This is a genomic window from Streptomyces sp. NPDC037401, assembly GCF_055602345.1.
The window spans coordinates 19,146-37,405 of sequence record NZ_JBVJWO010000004.1; the positions used below are offsets into that span (position 1 = coordinate 19,146).

At 74.2% G+C, this 18,260-nt stretch carries 14 protein-coding genes; 8 read left to right on the forward strand and 6 right to left on the reverse strand.

Annotated elements, in window-relative coordinates; all coding sequences use genetic code 11:
• Positions 1-168: 168 nt before the first annotated feature.
• The 3 genes from ACZ7H1_RS04310 (at position 169) to ACZ7H1_RS04320 (ending at position 3,194) form a co-directional block, all read left to right on the forward strand.
• The gene (locus ACZ7H1_RS04310; protein ID WP_470783616.1) at positions 169-708 is read left to right on the forward strand and encodes a GNAT family N-acetyltransferase; all 540 of its coding nucleotides are present in this window, start codon (positions 169-171) and stop codon (positions 706-708) included.
• Between the two features lie 92 nt (positions 709-800).
• On the forward strand, positions 801-2,741 hold the full coding sequence (locus ACZ7H1_RS04315; protein ID WP_470783618.1) for a glycoside hydrolase family 5 protein: 1,941 nt from the start codon (positions 801-803) through the stop codon (positions 2,739-2,741).
• Positions 2,742-2,861: 120 nt separating this feature from the next.
• Positions 2,862-3,194: a hypothetical protein gene (locus ACZ7H1_RS04320; protein WP_470783620.1), complete on the forward strand. Its 333-nt coding sequence runs from the start codon at positions 2,862-2,864 to the stop codon at positions 3,192-3,194.
• 25 nt (positions 3,195-3,219) lie between these two features.
• On the opposite strand, the gene ACZ7H1_RS04325 is transcribed toward ACZ7H1_RS04320, so the two are convergent.
• A complete protein-coding gene (locus ACZ7H1_RS04325; protein ID WP_470783622.1) occupies positions 3,220-3,558 on the reverse strand; it encodes an HGxxPAAW family protein in 339 nt (112 codons plus the stop codon).
• A gap of 88 nt (positions 3,559-3,646) precedes the next feature.
• On the opposite strand from ACZ7H1_RS04325, the gene ACZ7H1_RS04330 reads away from it, so the two are divergent.
• Together ACZ7H1_RS04330 and ACZ7H1_RS04335 are read left to right on the forward strand one after the other, a co-directional pair.
• Positions 3,647-4,135: a MarR family transcriptional regulator gene (locus ACZ7H1_RS04330; RefSeq protein WP_470783623.1), complete on the forward strand. Its 489-nt coding sequence runs from the start codon at positions 3,647-3,649 to the stop codon at positions 4,133-4,135.
• Positions 4,136-4,273: 138 nt separating this feature from the next.
• A complete protein-coding gene (locus ACZ7H1_RS04335) occupies positions 4,274-4,939 on the forward strand; it encodes an HAD family acid phosphatase (RefSeq protein WP_470783625.1) in 666 nt (221 codons plus the stop codon).
• Positions 4,940-4,999: 60 nt separating this feature from the next.
• On the opposite strand, the gene ACZ7H1_RS04340 is transcribed toward ACZ7H1_RS04335, so the two are convergent.
• The gene (locus ACZ7H1_RS04340; RefSeq protein ID WP_470783626.1) at positions 5,000-5,782 is read right to left on the reverse strand and encodes a VOC family protein; all 783 of its coding nucleotides are present in this window, start codon (positions 5,780-5,782) and stop codon (positions 5,000-5,002) included.
• Between the two features lie 229 nt (positions 5,783-6,011).
• Between ACZ7H1_RS04340 and ACZ7H1_RS04345 the strand changes: the two genes are divergently transcribed.
• A complete protein-coding gene (locus ACZ7H1_RS04345) occupies positions 6,012-8,072 on the forward strand; it encodes a SpoIIE family protein phosphatase (protein WP_470783628.1) in 2,061 nt (686 codons plus the stop codon).
• 27 nt (positions 8,073-8,099) lie between these two features.
• Here the strand turns inward: ACZ7H1_RS04345 and ACZ7H1_RS04350 are convergent, their stop codons facing one another.
• From ACZ7H1_RS04350 to ACZ7H1_RS04360, 3 genes are all read right to left on the reverse strand, one after another.
• The gene (locus ACZ7H1_RS04350; RefSeq protein WP_470783630.1) at positions 8,100-10,805 is read right to left on the reverse strand and encodes a SpoIIE family protein phosphatase; all 2,706 of its coding nucleotides are present in this window, start codon (positions 10,803-10,805) and stop codon (positions 8,100-8,102) included.
• Positions 10,802-12,874, reverse strand: a complete 2,073-nt coding sequence (locus tag ACZ7H1_RS04355) for a SpoIIE family protein phosphatase (RefSeq protein WP_470783632.1) — start codon at positions 12,872-12,874, stop codon at positions 10,802-10,804. The genes ACZ7H1_RS04350 and ACZ7H1_RS04355 overlap by 4 nt, the downstream gene beginning before the upstream one ends.
• A 104-nt stretch (positions 12,875-12,978) precedes the next feature.
• Positions 12,979-14,322 (reverse strand): radical SAM protein, encoded by a 1,344-nt coding sequence (locus ACZ7H1_RS04360; protein WP_470783634.1) that lies wholly within the window; start codon positions 14,320-14,322, stop codon positions 12,979-12,981.
• A gap of 171 nt (positions 14,323-14,493) precedes the next feature.
• Between ACZ7H1_RS04360 and rraA the strand changes: the two genes are divergently transcribed.
• Both rraA and ACZ7H1_RS04370 read left to right on the forward strand, forming a co-directional pair.
• Positions 14,494-14,976 (forward strand): ribonuclease E activity regulator RraA, encoded by a 483-nt coding sequence (gene rraA / locus ACZ7H1_RS04365; RefSeq protein WP_470783636.1) that lies wholly within the window; start codon positions 14,494-14,496, stop codon positions 14,974-14,976.
• Between the two features lie 79 nt (positions 14,977-15,055).
• Complete coding sequence (locus ACZ7H1_RS04370) at positions 15,056-16,720, forward strand: peptide-N4-asparagine amidase (RefSeq protein WP_470783638.1); 1,665 nt, start codon at positions 15,056-15,058, stop codon at positions 16,718-16,720.
• A 77-nt stretch (positions 16,721-16,797) separates the two neighbouring features.
• Here the strand turns inward: ACZ7H1_RS04370 and ACZ7H1_RS04375 are convergent, their stop codons facing one another.
• Positions 16,798-18,243 carry a Gfo/Idh/MocA family protein gene (locus tag ACZ7H1_RS04375; RefSeq protein WP_470783639.1) on the reverse strand — a complete coding sequence of 482 codons (1,446 nt, stop codon included), beginning with the start codon at positions 18,241-18,243 and terminating at the stop codon, positions 16,798-16,800.
• Positions 18,244-18,260: the final 17 nt, after the last annotated feature.

Genomic DNA, 18,260 nt, shown 5'->3' on the forward strand with positions numbered 1-18,260 from the left:
CCTCCTGACGCGATCCCCGCGGCGGCCCGAAAAGCGCGCGCCCGCCCGGTCCCGGCCCGGTACTGTCCGGGCCGGGACCGCGGGTGGACGCCGCGGCCGGAGTGACAGGGCCCGACGGCCGACCGGAGGCCGCCGGACGGCCCGAGGGCGTTCCGCGGAGGGCTTGTGATGATCACCTGGCGTCGAGTGCGCGAAGCCGAATTCCCGCAGCTGCGGCAGTGGCTCGCGCAGCCGCACGTCGCGCGCTGGTGGAACCACGAGACCGGCGCGGCGGCGGTCGAGCGCGACTTCGGCCCCGCGGCCCGCGGGGAGGAGCCCTCGGAGGACCTGCTCGTGCTGCTCGACGGCCGCCCGGTCGGACTCGTGCAGCGCTGCCGCTTCGACGACTATCCCGACTACCGGGCCGAGCTGGCGGCCGGGGTCGACGTACCGGACGGGGCGGTGACGGTCGACTACCTGATCGGCGATCCGCTGCTGACCGGGCAGGGCCTCGGCGGGCGCGTGATCCGCGCCGTCGTCGAGGCGACATGGGCCGACCATCCGGACGCCCCCGCGGTCATCGTGCCCGTCAGCGTCGCCAACCGGGCGTCCTGGCGGGCGCTGGAGAAGGCCGGCCTGCGGCGCGTCGCCGAGGTCTCGCTGGAACCGGACAACCCCGCCGACGGGCGCGCGCACTACGTCTACCGCATCGACCGGCCCGTCCGGTGAGCGTGGCTTACCCCTGGTAACTGGCGCAACTCGCCGGTAGCTTGGCGGAGCTCCGCACGACCCGACCAGGCCCCGGACACCAGGCAGGTACCGTGAACACCGTCCTCCGCACGGCATGCCGTGCGATCGTCGCCGCATCCCTGCTGCTGGCCGGACTCGGCGCAGGCGCCGGCACCGGCCCGGCCGCTGCGGCACCCGCCGCGACCGCCACCGTGCCGGCCGCCGGCACACCCGCCGCACGCGCGGCCGCCGAGGCCTGGACGCCGCCGCTGTCCACCCGCGGCCGGTACGTCGTCGACGCCGACGGCAAGCGCTTCCGGCTCAAGTCCGGCAACTGGGACGGCGCCCAGGGCTCCTGGAGCGGATCGGGCGACGCCGCGGACCCGGCCTCCCACCACAGCGGCCAGCCCTCCCACGGCATCCCGCTCGGCCTCGACCGCGCCCCGATCCCCGTGATCCTGGCCGACCTGCACCGGCTGGGCCTCAACAGCATCCGGCTGCCGTACTCCAACGAGATGCTCCGCGCCACCGCCCCGGTGCCGGACGCGGCCGTCGCCGCCAACCCCGCCCTGCGCGGCAAGACCCCGCTCCAGGTGTTCGACGCCGTCGTCGCCGCCCTCACCGCCGACGGCTTCGCCGTGATCCTGAACAACCACACCATCACCACCCGCTGGTGCTGCGGCCTCGACGGCAACGAACGCTGGAACACCGGCCAGACCACCCGGGCGTGGGCCGACGACTGGGTCTTCATGGCCCGCCGCTACCGGCACGACCCGCGCGTCGTCGGCGCCGACCTCTACAACGAGGTCCGCCGCAACGTCCTCGACGACCCCAACTGGGGCCTGGGCGACGACCACGACTGGTACGCGGCGGCCCAGGAGGCGGCCGACCGCATCCTCACCGAGGCCAATCCGGACCTGCTCGTCGTCATCGAAGGCATCAACTGGACCGGGATCCCCGTCGACGGCTTCGCGCACGGCCGTCCCACGCTCACCCCGGCGCGCACCCTCTCCCACACCCTGGCCGTCTCCGGGAAACTCGTCTACTCCGCCCACTTCTACGGCTACACCGGCCCCCACCACAGCGGCGCCACCGGCATGGGCGAGACCAGCGACCCCCGCTACCAGGACCTCGCCCCCGCGCAGCTCGAGCAGGTCCTCTACGACCAGGCCTTCTACGTCTCCGCCGAGACCGGCGCCCACTTCACGGCACCCGTCTGGATCAGCGAGTTCGGCATCGGCGCCGACGAGGCGGGCGCGGCCCCCCGCGCCTGGTTCACCCGCTTCACGAGCCGCCTCACCGCCGCCGACGCGGACTTCGCGTACTGGCCGCTCATCGGCTGGGCCGGGCACGACAGCTGGGCCCTGCTGCGCTACGACCGCGCGGCCGCCCGTACGGGCATCCTGGACGGGGGAGACTGGCGCGCCGACGCCTGGCGCGCCCTGACCACGACCCCGGGACGGACCGGTGCCGTCGCGCCGGCCCCGGCCTGGCACCAGCTCAACACCGACCACCGCGACCACGTCCAGTCCCTGCGCACCCGCGCCACGGGCGACTGGGACGCGGGCGCCCGCAAGGCCGTGTGCCCCGACGGCGAGCGGCTCGCCGGCATCAGCCACACCCGCGGCCGGGGGCTGTGCACGGACGCCCCCGCCGCGGCCGACCTCAGGGCTGCGGGCACGGCGTCGACCGTGGTCCGCGACGAGCGGTACGTCCCGCCCGGCGGCGACTGGGCGACGGGGTACACCAAGCTCCAGTGCCCCGCGCAGCAGTTCCTGATCGGGTACGGCGTGCGCGGCGAGCGGCTGTCCGCCGCCCTGTGCGCACCGGCCCGCAGCCCGCTCGGCAGCACCGGCCGTACCGTGTGGTTCGACCGCTCCGACAACCGTCCGCCGGCGGCCCCGGGGGCAGACTTCGCGTACGGACACTTCAAGGGGCAGTGCGCGACGGGGGAGTACGCGGCGGGGCTGGCCTTCACCACCCGGGTCGGCTCGCGCGGCGGCCCCGCGGCGCTGCTGTGCCGCACACTGTAGGGCGGCTGCGTCCGGTCCCCGTGGCACCGGCAGGATTGAACGTGTTCAATAATGGTGGCCGGGTCTGCCCTCGAGGGCGGGCCCGTACCCCTCGCACCGGAAGACGACGGACCGCCGCAGATGAGCCCGCGCCCCGCCCACCTGGCCCGCCCCGCGCACGCCGCGCGGTCCATGGCCTTCTGCTACATCGGCCTCATGGTCGCCGCCGGCCTGGTCCGCGGTCTTGCCGGGGCCTCCGGCGACGGTTGGCCGGCCGTGCTCTACTTCCTCTCCTTCCCGGGCTCCCTGCTGGTCACGGCCTTCTGCCTGCTGCCGCTGGCCGGCCTCTCCGGCGGCGGGGGCCCCGAGGCGGCGAACCCCTTCGGCCCGCTGGTCTACCTCGCGGGCGGCGCCGTGGTGAACGTCCTGCTCGTCCGGGGCGCGGCGAAGACGTTCCGCCGCCTGCGCGGCTGACGACGGCCCGGCGTGCGGCCGGGTGCTACGGCAGACCGGGGACCGCCTCGCCGACCGGAGCCGTGGCGCGCCCGGCCATCCGGCAGCCGAGGCAGTCCGGGTGTCCGGCGCGGGCCGCGGTGTCGCGCACGCGCCAGTTCCACTGAGAGCGGTGCCGGACCCCGCTCGGCTTGCCCCAGCCGGCCAGGTGGAGCGCCCAGGTCGTCACGGCGGCGAGGGCGCAGACGCCCAGGCCCAGCCAGATGCCGGGGGTCCAGGCGGCGCACAGCGCGGCGCCCGCGCCGGTGGCCCCGAGCAGGCCCAGGACCGTACCGGTCCAGCCCGCCACCGTGTGGCCGAGGTCGACATCTCCGTGCGCGCTCATGACTCTCCCCGTGGGCAGGCGGCAGTAGGCTCGGAGTGAGACGTTTTATCTCACGAGCTAAGTAATTTAGATGCTAAGGAGAATCGGCGTGCACGGCAAGACCCGCCCCCCGGCCACGGCCGCGGAGGCGATCCGGCGCATGGACACCTATATGGCCCTCGGGGTGGTCGGCCAGCAGGAGATCGCCCAGCTGCTGGGGCTGAACGTCACCGACCTGACCTGCCTCGGCTACATCCTCGGCGCGGGGGACGCCCCGCTGGCCGCGGGCGACCTCGCCGAGCGCGCCAACATCACCACCGGCGCCGTCACGGGTGTCCTCAACCGGCTGGAGCGCGCCGGCTACGCCCGTCGGCAGCCCGACCCCTCGGACCGGCGCCGGGTCCGGGTGGTCCCCGACCCCGGAGCCGCCGCGCGCCTGGTCGCCGTCTACGAACCGATGTACGCCCGCCTCGCGGGCCTGTTCGCCGACTACACCCCCGAGGAGGTCGCGGTCGTCGCGGACTGGTTCGCGCGCGCCGCCGAAGAGGCCCGGGCGCACTTGGAGGACGTCCGCGCGGGCCGCCTGTCGCTCGGCTGAGGACCCGATCCGGCCAGGGGCGGGCGGGAGTTGATTCACCGTCCGTCAACGAGAAGTTTCCTACCGACCAGTAGACATGTGGCCGGTTCCTGTCGAGTCTTGGGGTGTACATGTCACTCCGTGACCGAGGAGCCCCCCATGCGCACCACCCGCACCCTGAGGTCCCGCACGGCCGTTGCCGCGGCCGCTGCGACCGCCGCCCTGACGCTCGTCCCGGCCGCCGCCGCGCAGGCCGCAGGGCCCGCCCCGGCGCCCCGGATGGCGGCCACCGCCTCCGCGCCCGGCGGCAACGCCGCCATCCTGGGCATCGACTACGCCACCTGGCAGCGCGACGTCGCCGCCGTGATCGGCGAGGCCCGCCCGTACGTCCAGCGGCGGATCGACGCCTCGCCCGCCGGCGAAAAGCCGGCCATCGTCCTGGACATCGACAACTCCTCGCTGGAGACGGACTTCCACTATTTCTGGACGTTCCCCACCCCGGCCATCTCCCAGGTCCGCGAGCTGACCCAGTACGCCCACGCGCGCGGCGTCGCCATCTTCTTCGTCACCGCCCGCCCGGGCATCATCCACTCCCTGACGCAGTACAACCTCAAGGCCGTGGGCTACCCGGTCTCCGGGCTCTACGTCCGTGACCTGCCCGACCTGTTCGAGGAGGTCAGCACGTACAAGACGGCCAAGCGCGCCGAGATCGAGGCCCGCGGCTACACGATCATCGCCAACATCGGCAACAAGCAGAGCGATCTGGTCGGCGGCCACGCGGAGCGCACCTTCAAGCTCCCGGACTACGACGGCAAGCTCTCCTAGCCGCCGCGGCACGCGCCGGGCGTCCCTCCGTACGTGCGGACGGGGGAGCGCCCGGCGCCGTCAGCCCGGCACGGCGGTCGCGACGGTGAAGAGCCCGCCCTCCGCGTCGTGCAGCCGCTGCCACCGGTGGACCCCGTCGTGCACCAGGCCGGATACCACCTCGCCGCCCAGCTTGAGGGCCCGCTCGACCGCGGCCTCGACGTCGGGGACCCGGAAGTACACGTGCCAGCGCGGCTGGACCTGCGGGTCCGGCTCGGCCTCGACGGTGGTGCCGCGCAGCCGGGCCACGGGATGGCCGTTGCGGCGCAGCACCACGTGGTCGTTCTCGTACGAGACGTCGCAGCAGCCGTCGCGCTCGCAGGCCCAGTCCAGGACCTCGGCGTAGAACATCGCGGCGTCGAAGGCGTTGCGCGTGTGCAGCTCCAGCCACGCGGGCGCGCTCTCGCGGCCCACGTGCCAGTCCGGGATGACGTACCCCTGCCAGATGCCGAAGACCGCGCCGTCGCGGTCCGCGGCGAGGGCGGCGCGGCCGGTGCCGAAGGACAGCGGGCCGACCGCGAGGGTGCCGGTGCGCTCCCGGATCCGTGCGGCCGTGACGTCGGCGTCGTCGACGGCGAAGTACGGGGTCCAGGCCACGGGGACGGCCAGGGTGTCGGCGAGGGCACCGATGCCGGCCACGGGCGCGCCGTTCAGGAAGGCGACGCGGAACGCCTCGCCGAGCCGGGCCGGACGGAAGTCCCAGCCGAGCACCTCGCCGTAGAACCGCTCCGCGGCCCCGAGGTCGCGGGCCATGAGACTGACCCAGCATGGGGCGCCGAAGACCTCGTGACTAGACGTCGACATGACGACCCACCTCATCCGCTTGCAGGACCCGGCGTCGGCCTCACCCTCACACATCACGGTACCTGGTGCACCCGCTGAGGCTACGGAGGGTGACGCGCAGGTCCCGTCGTGCATCCGTACGGCCGCAGGCGGCGGCGCTCCGGCGGTGCGACGCTCCGCAGCGCCCCGTGCCGACGCCTCGGATAGGGTGTTTCGGTAGGAAACGCGCCCCCCGGCGTTAGGTCGATGCGTGGACACTTACCAGTCGACGAGTGAGGTGCCGGACCAGCCGCTGGCGGCTGTCGGGTACGCGGGTGTCCTCCGCGAGCTGCTGCCGATCGCGCTGTGGCGGGAGGACGCGGACGGGCGCGTCGTGGAGTGGTCCCTGGCCGCCCAGGACCTGCTCGGCCACCGGCCCGAAGACCTGCTCGGGCGTATCGCCACGCCCCTGCTCGTCCCCGACGCGAACCGGGAACTGGCCGACCAGCTGACCCGGCGGGTCCAGGCGGGGGAGACGGTCGTGGGGACCCTGCCCGTGCGCCACCGCGACGGGCACAACGTCACGATGGAGATGTGGATCGTCCCCGCCGCCGACCCGCAGGGGCGGCCGGGCGCCATGCTGATCGCCGTGGAGACGTCCGAGGTCCTGCGGATGCGCGACTCCCTGGCGGCCCTCCAGAGCCTGTTCACACAGTCCCCCATCGGCCTCGCCACCCTCGGCCCCGACCTGCGGTTCCTGCGGGTCAACGACGCCCTCGCCCGGATGAACGGCGTCTCCGCCGCCGCGCACGTCGGCAAACGCCTCACCGAAGTGGTGCCCGGGGTCAACGCCGCCGCACTGGAGACGACCATGCGGCAGGTGATGGACCGGGGCACCGCCGTCGTCGACGTCCGGCGCACCGGCCGGACCCCCGCCGACCCCGACCACGACCGCACCTGGTCCTGCTCCTACGCCCCCCTCCTCGACGGCGCGGGCCGCCCGCTCGGCCTGATCGCCTCCCTCATCGACATCACCGAAGGCCAGCGGGCCCTGGTCGAGGCCGAACGGGCCCGCCGGCGGCTGGCGATGCTCGCCGAGGCCGGCACCCGCATCGGCACCACCCTGGACCTGCGGCAGACCGCGGAGGAAGTCGTGCAGGTCCTGGTGCCCCGGCTCGCCGACTCGGCCGACGTACAGCTGCTGGAGTCGGTGCTCGACCCCGACGAGGCCGGGGCCGCCACCCAGGGGGTGCTGCGGCGCCTCGCCGCGCAGTTCCCCGACCCGACCGCGCCCACGGCCCGCCTCTCCGTGGGGCAGACGTTCCAGATCCCGCCCGGATCGGTGTACGAGCAGGTCATCACCGACGGCCTGCCCATGAACCTCTTCCAGGCCGACGTCCCCGCACTGATCAAGGACCCCCGCGCACAGGCGCTGCGCACCTACCTCGCCACCCGGCTGGGATCGGCGCGGCTCGTTCCGCTCGTCGCCCGCGGCAAGGTGCTCGGCGCGGTCGCGGTCACCCGGGTCCGCAGCCGCGAGCCCTTCGACGAGCAGGACTGCCTCCTCGTCGACGAGCTGGTCGCCCGCGCCGCCCTGAACATCGACAACGCCCGCATGTACACCAGCCAGCGGCAGGCCGCGCTGACCCTCCAGCGCAGCCTGACCAACAGCGCCCTGCCGGCCGTCGAAGGGCTCGAACTGACCGGGCGCTACCTGCCCGCCAGCGCCCACGACGTCGGCGGCGACTGGTTCGACGTCATCGCCCTCCCCGGCGGCCGCACCGGCCTGGTCATCGGCGACGTCATGGGCCACGGCATCCACGCGGCCGCCGTGATGGGGCAGCTGCGCACCGCGGTGCGGACGCTCGCCCGCCACGACGTCTCCCCGGCCCGGCTGCTCCGCTCACTCGACGCCGTCGTCGCCGACCTCGGCGAGGACGAGATGGCCACCTGCGTGTACGCCGTCCACGACCCGGCGACCGGGGCGTGCACGATCGCCCGGGCGGGCCACCCGCCGCCGGCCGTGGTCACGCCCACCGGCGCGGTCACCTTCCTCGACGGGCCCCCCGGCACCCCGCTCGGCACCGGTGGGCAGGACTTCCGCACCGAGGAGGTGGCCCTGCCCCCGGGCAGCATGCTCGTCCTCTACACCGACGGCCTCATCGAGGCCCGCAACAGCGATCTCGACCAGGGCATGGACCGGCTCGCCGCAGCGCTGCGCGCCGCCGGCCGGCCGCTGGACGCCGTGTGCGACGCCGTCCTCGGCCTGCTGCTGCCCGAGGCGCCCCAGGACGACGTGGCGGTCCTGCTGGCGCGTACGACCGCCCGGTGAAGCCGGGAGGGACGCCGGGCGCGGCCGTCACCACGCCAGGTCCTCCAGCGCGTCCAGGTCGGGCATGGACACCGCCGCGCCCGCGGTGTCCCCTGCGGTCAGGGGCAGCTCGGCCCAGATGACCTTGCCGCGGTCCGTGTAGCGGGTGCCCCAGCGCTCCGCGAACTGCGCGACGAGGAACAGCCCGCGGCCGCCCTCGTCCGTGGTGGCCGCGTACCGCAGGTGCGGGGACGTACTGCTGCCGTCGGAGACCTCGCAGACCAGGGTGCGGTCGTGCAGCAGCCGGACCCGGATGGGCTCGGCGCCGTACCGGATGGCGTTCGTCACCAGCTCGCTGAGGACCAGCTCGGTCGTGAACGCGATCTCCTCCAGGCCCCAGGCGGCGAGCTGCGCCGAGCCGGTGTTGCGGATGCGGGAGACGGCCGCGGCGTCGGCCGGCACGTCCCACTGGGCGATCCGGCCGGAGTCCATCAGGCGGGTGTCGGCGACCAGCAGCGCGATGTCGTCGCTCGGCGCCGGGAACAGCAGCGCCGCCAGCACGTCCGCGCAGGTCTGCTCCGCGCTGCGGCCCGGCCGGGACAGCACCTCCCGCAGCATCGCCAGGCCGGTGTCGAAGTCCCGGTCTCGGTCCTCGAGCAGGCCGTCCGTGAACAGCACCAGGCGGCTTCCCGCGGGCAGCCGGAGCTCCGTCGACTCGAAGGGCACCCCGCCCAGGCCCACGCCCAGCGGCAGGCAGGCAGGCACCTCCGGGAAGTCCACCCGTCCGTCGGGGTGGACCAGCGCCGGACCCGGGTGGCCCGCGCTCGCCATGGTGCAGCTCCCGGACGTCGGGTCGTAGATCGCGTAGAGGCACGTGGCCCCCGTGATGCCCGCCCGCTCACCGGCCTCTCCCGCAGTCTCGTTCTGGTCGATCCGGTCGATCAGGTCGTCCAGGTGGCCGAGCAGCTCCTCGGGCGGCAGGTCCAGGGTGGAGAAGTTGTGCACCGCGGTGCGCAGCCGGCCCATCGTGGCCGCCGCGTGCAGGCCGTGGCCGACGACGTCGCCGACGACCAGCGCCACCCGGGCGCCCGGCAGGGGGATCACGTCGAACCAGTCGCCGCCGACGCCCGGCTTCGCCGGCAGGTACCGGAACGCCACGTCCACGGCGGACTGGTCGGGCAGCACCCGCGGCAGCAGGCTGCGCTGGAGCGTGACCGCCATCGCGTGCTCCCGCGTGAAGCGGCGGGCGTTGTCGATGGACACCGCGGCCCGCGCCGCGAGCTCCTCCGCGAACGACAGGTCCTCCTCCCCGAACTCGTCCGGCGTGTCCGCCCGCCAGAAGTTGGCCATCCCCAGGACGACTCCCCGGGCCTGGAGCGGCGCGGCGATCAGCGAATGCAGTCCGTACTCCAGGGCCTCGCGGGTCCCCGCCGGATCCTGTGTCCGCCAGCCCGCGGCCGAGGACAGGTCGGCCTCCAGCACCGCGTGGCCCGCATCGAGCGCGGCGGCCATCGGGGTGGTGGGCACGACGAACCGCACCAGGTCGCCGACCGGCTGGAGCGGGTGCTCCTCCCGGATGCCGCTGAGCGCCGTGCGCCGCATCTCCGTGTACGCGCCGCCCGCCGGCTCCTCGCCCCGCAGGACCGGCTCCAGCAGCTCCACGGTCACGAAGTCGGCGAAGCGGGGGACCGCGACCTCCGACAGCTCCTCGGCGGTGCGCACGACGTCCAGCGTGGTCCCGATCCGCACCCCCGCGTCGTACAGCAGCTGGAGCCGGCTGCGCGCGATCTCCGCCCGCCCCGACAGGGCGGCCAGCTCGGTGGAGTCCCGCAGCGTCATCACGCTGCCGGAGGCCTGGCCGCCGTACAGCTTGGCCGGGCGTACGTTCACGGCCAGCAGCCGGTCGCCCGCGAGGTGCACCTCGTCCGTCGCCGTGCGCCCCGAGCCGAGCAGCTCGGCGGTGCTCGGGTCGAGCCCCAGCTCGGTCACGTGCCGGCGCTCCGCGTCGGCCGGCAGGTCCAGCAGCCGGCGCGCCTCGTCGTTGGCCAGCACGAGGCGGCGGTCGGGCCCGATGATCAGCACGCCCTCGCGCACGGCGTGCAGGACCGCCTCGTGGTGCGCGTTCATCCGGGCCATCTCGGCTTCGCCCAGGCCCAGGGTCTGGCGGCGCAGCCGCCGGCTCACCAGCGCGGCGCCGCCCACGGCGACCACCAGGGCGCCGGCCGCGGCGCCGAACAGCACCGGCAGCTGGCCCTCCACCACGTCGCCGACGTTCTGCACCTCGATGCCGGTGCCGACCAGGCCGACGACGGCGCCCGAGGCGTCGCGTACGGGGACCACGGCGCGCACCGCGTCGCTCGGCTCCCCGCGGAAGACCTCCGTGAAGGACTCACCGGCCGCGGCGCGGGCGATGTCGCCGGTGGCGCGCGTGCCGATCAGTTCCGGCCGGGCGTCGGTGTAGCGGATCCCGTCGCGGCTCATGACGGCGACGAAGTCCAGTCCCGAGGCCCGGCGGGCAGCCTCGGCCCGCGCCTGGAGCACCGCCGTCGGATCGGGGGCGCGCAGCGCCGCCTCGATGCCCGGGGCGTGTGCGAAGGCCTCGGCGGCGGCGAGCGAGCGGTTGCGCGCGTCGCGCTGGCTGTCGTGCCGGGCCTGGAGTACGAGCGCCAGGGCGGCCGTCGCGACGAGCAGGAGCACGATCACCGCCTGGAGGGCGAAGACCTGGCCCGCCACGCTGCGGGTGCGGGGCGTCACGGCAGGCTCCGGGCGATGAGGAGCGCGACGTCGTCGGGGTCGTCCGGGTGCCGCAGGCGCTGCAGCAGCAGGTCGCAGGTCTCTTCCAGTGGCCGCGCCGGGTCGTCCAGCAGGCCGACGAGTGCTTCGAGGCGCTCGTCGATCGGGTCGAGGCGGGTCTCCACCAGCCCGTCCGTGTACAGGACCAGCTGGTCGCCGGGGCCGAAGGGCACGCTCACGGTCTCGAAGGGCACCCCGCCCACGCCCAGCGGCACCCCGGTGGGCAGCTGGACCAGCCGGTGTTCCCCGTCGGCCCGCAGCAGCGCGGGCGGCAGATGTCCCGCATTCGCGATCCGGCACCGGCCCCTGCGGGGGTCGTGGACCGCGTAGATGCAGGTCGCGATGTAGTGCTCCAGCCCCGCGGTGATCTTGTCGAGGTGGTGGAGCACCTGCTCGGGCTCGAGGTCGAGGTCGGCGAAGGCGCAGGTGGCGGTGCGCAGCCGGCCCATCGTCGCGGCCGCGTCGATGCCGCTGCCCATCACGTCGCCCACGACCAGCGCCGTCTTGTCCCCGGCGAGCGGGATCACGTCGTACCAGTCCCCGCCGACCTCGCTGGAGCCCAGCGCGGGCTGGTAGCGGTGGGCGATCTCGAGGCCCTCCGGGTGCGGCGGGTGCCCGGGCAGCAGACTGCGCTGGAGGGTCACGGCCGAATTCCGCACGCTCTGGTACCAGCGGGCGTTGTCGATGGCCACCGCGGCGCGCGCGGCCAGCTCGCTGGCCAGGACGGTGTCGTCGTCGTCGAAGGGGAGGGGGTTGACGGACCGCTTGAGGTCGAGCGCGCCGAGCACCTCGCCGCGGGCGATCAGCGGCACCGCCAGGTACGAGTGCACGCCCGCCCGGGCGAGCATCTCGGCAGCGTCGGAGTTGCGCGCGATCCGGGCGAGCTCGCCGTCGCCCACGTGCCCCACCCGGATCGGCCGCCCGGTGTGCACGCACTGCGTGATCAGCCGGTCCGCCCCGTACATGGCGAGGTCGCCGACCGGGTCGGCGGCCGCGAACGCCTCGGTGGGGGTGGCGACCTTCAGCGCCAGCGCCCGGAACAGCTCGGGCCCGGTGTCGGGCGCCCCCGGGCGACGGCAGGACAGCACGGAGTCCAGTACGTCGACGGCCGCGATGTCGGCGAGCTCGGGCACGGCGACCTCCGCGAGCTCCCGGGCCGTCTGGTCCACCTCCAAGGTGGTTCCCACCCGTGCGGAGGCGTCCGCGATCAGGGCCAGCCGGCGGCGGCCCCGCTCGGCCTCGGTGGCCGCCCGGTGACGTTCGGTGACGTCGACCACGGAGGTGGCGACGCCCAGCACCCGGCCCTGCGCCCCCTCCAGCCGGTAGAAGGACACGGACCAGGCGTGCTCCTCACCCGGATCGGAGGGGATGTGGCCGACCGTGTACTGGTCGAGCAGCGGGATGCCGGTCTCCAGCACCCGGCGCAGCGCGGCCTCGGTGGCCTCGGCGTCGGCGTCGAGGAAGTGCAGGGTGTCGCGGACGCGGTGACCGAGGTGCGCCTCGGCCGGTATGCCGTTGATGCGCTCCAGGGCCGGGTTGACCAGCACGTAGCGCAGGTCGGCGTCCATGACGGCCAGCCCGATGGGGGACTGCGAGACCAGCCGTTCGGACAGCGCGAGGTCGGTCTCGACCCGGTGCACGGTGGCGTGGTCGGCGGCGATGCCCAGGGCGTAGAAGTCCCCGTAGGAATCCGTCAGCCGCATGTTGCGGAACTCCACCAGCCGTGTGCCGCCGTCCGCGTGCCGGATCGGGAAGGCCCCCGCCCAGCTGTCCCCGCTGCGCAGCACCTCCTGGAACAGCTGTACGACCATGTCCAGTTGTTCATGGTGGACGAGCAGCCGGGCGGCGTGCCGGCCGAGGGCCTGCGCGGCGGTGTAGCCGAAGAGTTCGACCGCCTGGGGGCTCCAGAAGACGATCCGGCCTTCGGCGTCGAGGACCACCGCCGCGACGCCGAGCACGTCGAGCAGGCCCCGCGGTCCCGGCGGGGGACCCGGCCCGCCTTCCCCGGCCCGGAAGGATTCGGCTGTCACGCGTGACTCCCTGCCTCTGGTCCTTCCATGCTGCGCCCCCTCCGGCATGCACCGCAGCCCGTGGCGCGGCCGGATCCTCCGAGGGCCCCGGGGAGGCGGCGGCCTCAGGGCCGGCCGGGCGCCTCCGCGGGCGGTCCCTCCGGGGGCAGGCTGTCCATGAAGGAGCTCACCGAGAACACCGCCTGCCCCGGCCCGGGCGGGCCGTACCCGGGCGGCGAGCTCAGGCCGTACTCCTCCATCGTCGCCCGGTAGGCCTCCAGCAGCCGGATGTGGTACTCCAGTGGGGCGCCCTCGGGGTTGGCCCGGCCCAGCGGGGTGGTGGGCTCGGGGCACCACGTGGTGAACCGCGGGGTTATGCCCTGCGACATGAAGAACCGCAACCCCTCGACCGTGGAGTCGATCGCCCGGCCGACCTCCGTGAAGCCGAACGGCTCCGCCATCTCCACCCCCGCCACGAAGTTGGGGATGACGTTGCGCGGCCCGAAGACCTGCGCGGAGTCCAGGATCCGGCGGTGCCATTCGTCCCGGCCCACGTGCTGCTCCTTGCCGGGGCAGTAGAGCTCGAACAGCCGCCGGTCCCACACCTCGTAGTTGGGGTGGTAGATCCGGATCCCGTGGTCGTGGAAGCGGCGCACGGCGTCCTTGGGCAGTGCCTGGGCGACGACCTTGCCGATCCAGCGGCCGGGGAACCGCTCCTCGATCGCCTGCGCGTACTGCCCGTAGAAGTCGGCCTCGTCGAGCCCGCCGACGCGGGAGGTGACGGCCCCGCCGGTCAGGGTGTACGCCGTCGAGGTCCGGGCGGTGTCGTAGCGGTCGATGATCTCCAGTGCCTCCAGCACCTCCGCCACGGGCTTCACCCCGGTGTACGGGCGGCCCGCGGCCTTGTGCTGGCGCCAGTTGTGGTTGATGTCGCAGTACTGGCACTCCTGCTTCGCACCGAAGTACTGGCACACCCGGAACACCGTCAGGTAGACCAGGTAGCCCCACTGGATGGTCGGCGCCACCTCCATCACGGACTTCCCGCCCGCGAGGGTGTGCCGGTAGTACTCCGGCATCGGCGGCAGGCCGACGTCGGCGATCCGGGCGCCGTCCAGGTACAGGCCCAGCACACCGTCCCCGCCCGGCTTGACCCGGTACGGCGACGACGGGTTCACCCGCACCGACACCACCGTGCGGCGCATCCCGTACGGCCCGCCGGTCAGCACGATCTCCTCCGGCGGCCGGCGCAGCGCCGCCGCCCCCAGCTCGGGCAGCGTGCGGTGGTCGAAGGAGAAGATGAAGTACGACTTGGGCTTGATGTCGCCGGCGGCGTCGTCGGCGCTGTCGCTGAGCGCGGACTCGTCGAAGGCGATCCCGCCCCGCAGCAGGTCCTCCTTGATCACGGCCTCCGGCGGTACCTGCGGGAAACGCCCCATCAGGTCTTCGACCACATCGGTACGCCTGGGCATCTGCGGTTCCTCCGGCCGGTCGGTGCTCGGGTTTTCCCCGCCCGCCACGCTAGTGCCGCCCGGCCCCGCAGTGATCAACCCACAGGAGTAGCCGCTGCTCCGCCCAGCGCAGTAGGACGGAGGACGGAGGGCGGGGGCTCGCGGGCGGGACGGCCCGGCTACGCTGCCCGCATGAGCGTCGATCCCGTTCCCACCGCCGACCTGTACGACACGCACGGCGAGGACCTGGCCATCTGCACGGTGCCGTTCCGCCGTCTGGGTGGCCGCGCCCTGTTCGCGGGGCCGGTCCGCACGCTGTCGTGCCACGAGGACAACGCACTCCTGCGCGAGCTCGTGAACACCCCGGGCGAGGGCGCCGTCCTCGTCGTCGACGGGGGCGGCTCGCTGCGCACCGCACTGGTCGGGGACCTGATCGCCGGAGCCGCCGTGCGCAACGGCTGGGCCGGTCTCATCATCCGCGGCGCCGTCCGCGACAGCGTCGCCCTCGGCGGCCTCGACCTCGGCGTCCTGGCGCTCGGCACGGTCCCGCGCAAGAGCGGCAAGACCGGCGCCGGCACCGTGGACGAGCCGGTCACCTTCGGGGACGTCACCTTCCGGCCCGGCGACACCGTGTACGCCGACGACGACGGCATCGTGGTCCTGCCGACCGCCTGAGCCAGCGGGAACACAAACGCGCCACGGCCGCACGGCCCGCCCTGGTGCCGGCCCGCGCACCGCGCTTCACTGCGGGCCCATGAGACGACTGAGGATCATGAGCATGCTCGGCGCGCTGGTGCTCGCCGCGGGCGCGCTTGCCGGGGCGGGCCCCGCGGCCTCCGCGAGCACCGGCCGGGCCGCCGCGGACACCCCGCCCGCGGAGTTCGGCACCGACTGGCACGACCCGCTCACCGCCGCCCCGCCGGTCACCCGGCCCGCGACCCGGTCCTGCGAACTCACACTGGCCGCCGCGCAGTTCCGGGACTTCACGCCGTACCGCGGGACCTACACACCGCCCCGGGGCTGCGGCCGCGACTGGAGCAAGGTGGTGCTCCGGCTCGACGGCAAGGTCAAGGGCCGCCAGTACGACCGCCTGGGACACCTCTCCCTCGGCGGCACCGAGATCCTGCGCACCTCCACCCCCCAGCCCTCGCCCGACGGCATCACCTGGTCGGTGGAGAAGGACGTCACCCGCTACCGCGACACCCTGCGCCGCCCGCAGCCGGTCGAGATGCTCATCGGCAACGTCGTCAACGAGACGTACACCGGCGTCATCGACGTCACCGTGACCCTCACCTTCTACACCCCCGAAAACCGCGCCACGGGCGCCACCGGCGGCACCGGCGGCACGGACGCCTCGGGCGGAAACAGCACGCCCGGCGCCGTACCCGACCGGGTCCTCCCGGTCACCGGCGACCCCGTCACCACCCCGCGCAACACCGAGCGGATCCTCGCCGAGGTGTACGCCACCGGCTCCGGCGGCGGCTGCGAAGAGTACTGGTACCTCAGCACCCCGGCCACGGCCCCCTACTCCTGCACCACCCCCGACGGCCCCTACCGCGAGGTCCGGATCGCCGTGGACGGCCGCCTCGCCGGCATCGCCGCGCCCTTCCCCACCGTCTGGACGGGCGGCTGGTCCAACCCCTTCCTCTGGTACGTCACACCCGGCCCCCGCGCCTTCGACGTCCAGCCCGTGGTCTATGACCTGACGCCGTTCGCCGCACTGCTCAACGACGGCCGCCCGCACCGGATCGAGGTCTCCGTCGCCGGCGTCCCCGCCGGGCAGACCGGCTGGAGCACGCCCGCCAACCTGCTCCTGTGGCAGGACGAGGGCCGCCGCGTCGTCACCGGCTCCCTGACCCGCCACGAACAGAGCGATCCGGCCAACTCCTCCGTGTACACCGCGGGCACCGAACACCGCGTGGACACCCGCGGCGGCCACCGGCTCACCGTCGCCGGATACCTCGACACCTCCCACGGCCGCGTCACGACCACCGTCAGCCGCACCCTGGCCAACACCTCGGCCCACCGCTGGACCGAGGGCGAGAACCGGGACGCCCTCACCGCCGCCTGGACCGACGAGGAGACCGTCACCCGCGGCAGCACCAGCACCCGCACCCACCGGACCTACACCATGGACGGCGAGACCACCGTCGGCGCCGACGCCCGGCTGCGGACCGTGCTGACCCTGGGCGACCGCGCCGACAGCGTGACCCTGCGCGGCGGCCACCGCAGGTCCTGGTCGCGGCTCGACCACCGCTACACCGGCGACGCGACGTACACGACGGGCGTGCCGCGCGACCAGCGCCACGCGGTCGGCACCACCACCGAACGCCACCGGCTCTACGGCTCCCCGGGCTGTTACGACCGGACCGTCAGCACCGCCCAGGGGACGGTCACCGAGGACCGCCGCCGCTGCTGACCCGCCGGCCCGGACGACAACGGGTGCGCGGGGCCCGGACCGGACCCCGCGCACCCGCAGCCGCTCCCGGCGGCGCCTCAGTCCGGCTTCACCGAGTTCACGCCGGAACGCTTCTTCTCCCATTCGCCGCGCGTGAAGTCGGGGATCTGCTGCGGCGCCCCCTGCGCCTTGATCGAGGCGTGGCTCAGCGGTACGGGCGCCGACCAGGTCGCCGCGTCGTAGACGTCGATGTCGGGCACCAGGCCCAGCCGCATGCACTGCACCAGCCGGAACAGCATGATGTAGTCCATGCCCCCGTGCCCGCCGGGCGGGTTCGCGTGCTCCTTCCACAGCCAGTGGTCGAACTCCTCGGCGTAGGCCGAGAAGTCGGCCCACTGGTCGTGCCCGTGGTCCGGCTCCAGGTAGATCCGCGCCGGGTAGTCCTCGAACACGCCCCGCGTCCCGCCGAGGCTGTTGATCCTGCTGTACGGGTGCGGGGTGGACACGTCGTGCTCCAGCCGGATCAGCCGCCCCTTCGCCGTCTGCATCACCGTGACCGTACGGTCGCTGCCGACGTACGTCTCCTGCCGGCTGGGGTCGTCGGCGGGCGTGTGCCCGGCCCGGTACTCCGCGAGCCCGAGCGCGGGCGTGCCGAAACTGCTCAGCGACACCACACGGTCACCCCGGTTGACGTCCAGGTAGCCCGCCACCGGTCCGAACCCGTGGTTGGGGTACAGGTCCCCGCGCAGCCGGGTGTGCCAGTGCCGCCGCCACGGGCCCTCGTAGTACGTCGGCGAGAACATCAGCGCCCGCAGGTCGTGGTTGTACGCCCCCGCCGCGTGCAGCAGCTCGCCGAACTTCCCCGCCTGGGCCATCCGCAGCACCCGCATCTCGTTGCGGCCGTAGCAGCAGTTCTCCAGCTGCATGCAGTGCCGCCGGGTGCTCTCGGAGAGGTCCACCAGCTCCCACAGGTCCTCCAGCAGCATCGCCGCCGGACACTCCACCCCGACGTGCTTGCCGGCCAGCATGGCCGCCTTCGCCATCGGGAAGTGGAGCTCCCACGGCGTCGCGACGTAGACGAAGTCGAGGTCCCCGCGGGCGCACAACTGCTCGTAGTCCTGCTCGCCGTTCGTGTAGAGGGCGGGCGACGCCTGCCCCGCCGCGACCACCTTGCGGGCGGCGCGTTCCGCCTTCGCCCCGACCGGATCGCACAGCGCCGTCACCTGCACGCCCGGCAGCACGAGGAAGAGGTCGGTCATCGCGGTGCCGCGGTTGCCGAGGCCGATGATCCCCACCCGCAGGGTGCTGCGCCCCTCGAAGGGCACCCCGGCCATCGTGGCCCCCGCCCGGCGGCTCCCCGGCGCCGCTGCCGCCGCCGTGCCGGCACCCGCCGCCCGCGCGGCCGGCTGCGCCGCCGCGGTGGCGGGCGCCGCCCCGAGGCCGCCGAGCAGCCCTGCGGTGCTCGCCGCACCCGCCGTGGTCCTGAGCACCGAGCGCCGGCTCGGCCCGCCGTCCCTGGCGCTGTCCGTGGCTCCGTCGTTCAACGAACCTCCAGTTGCCG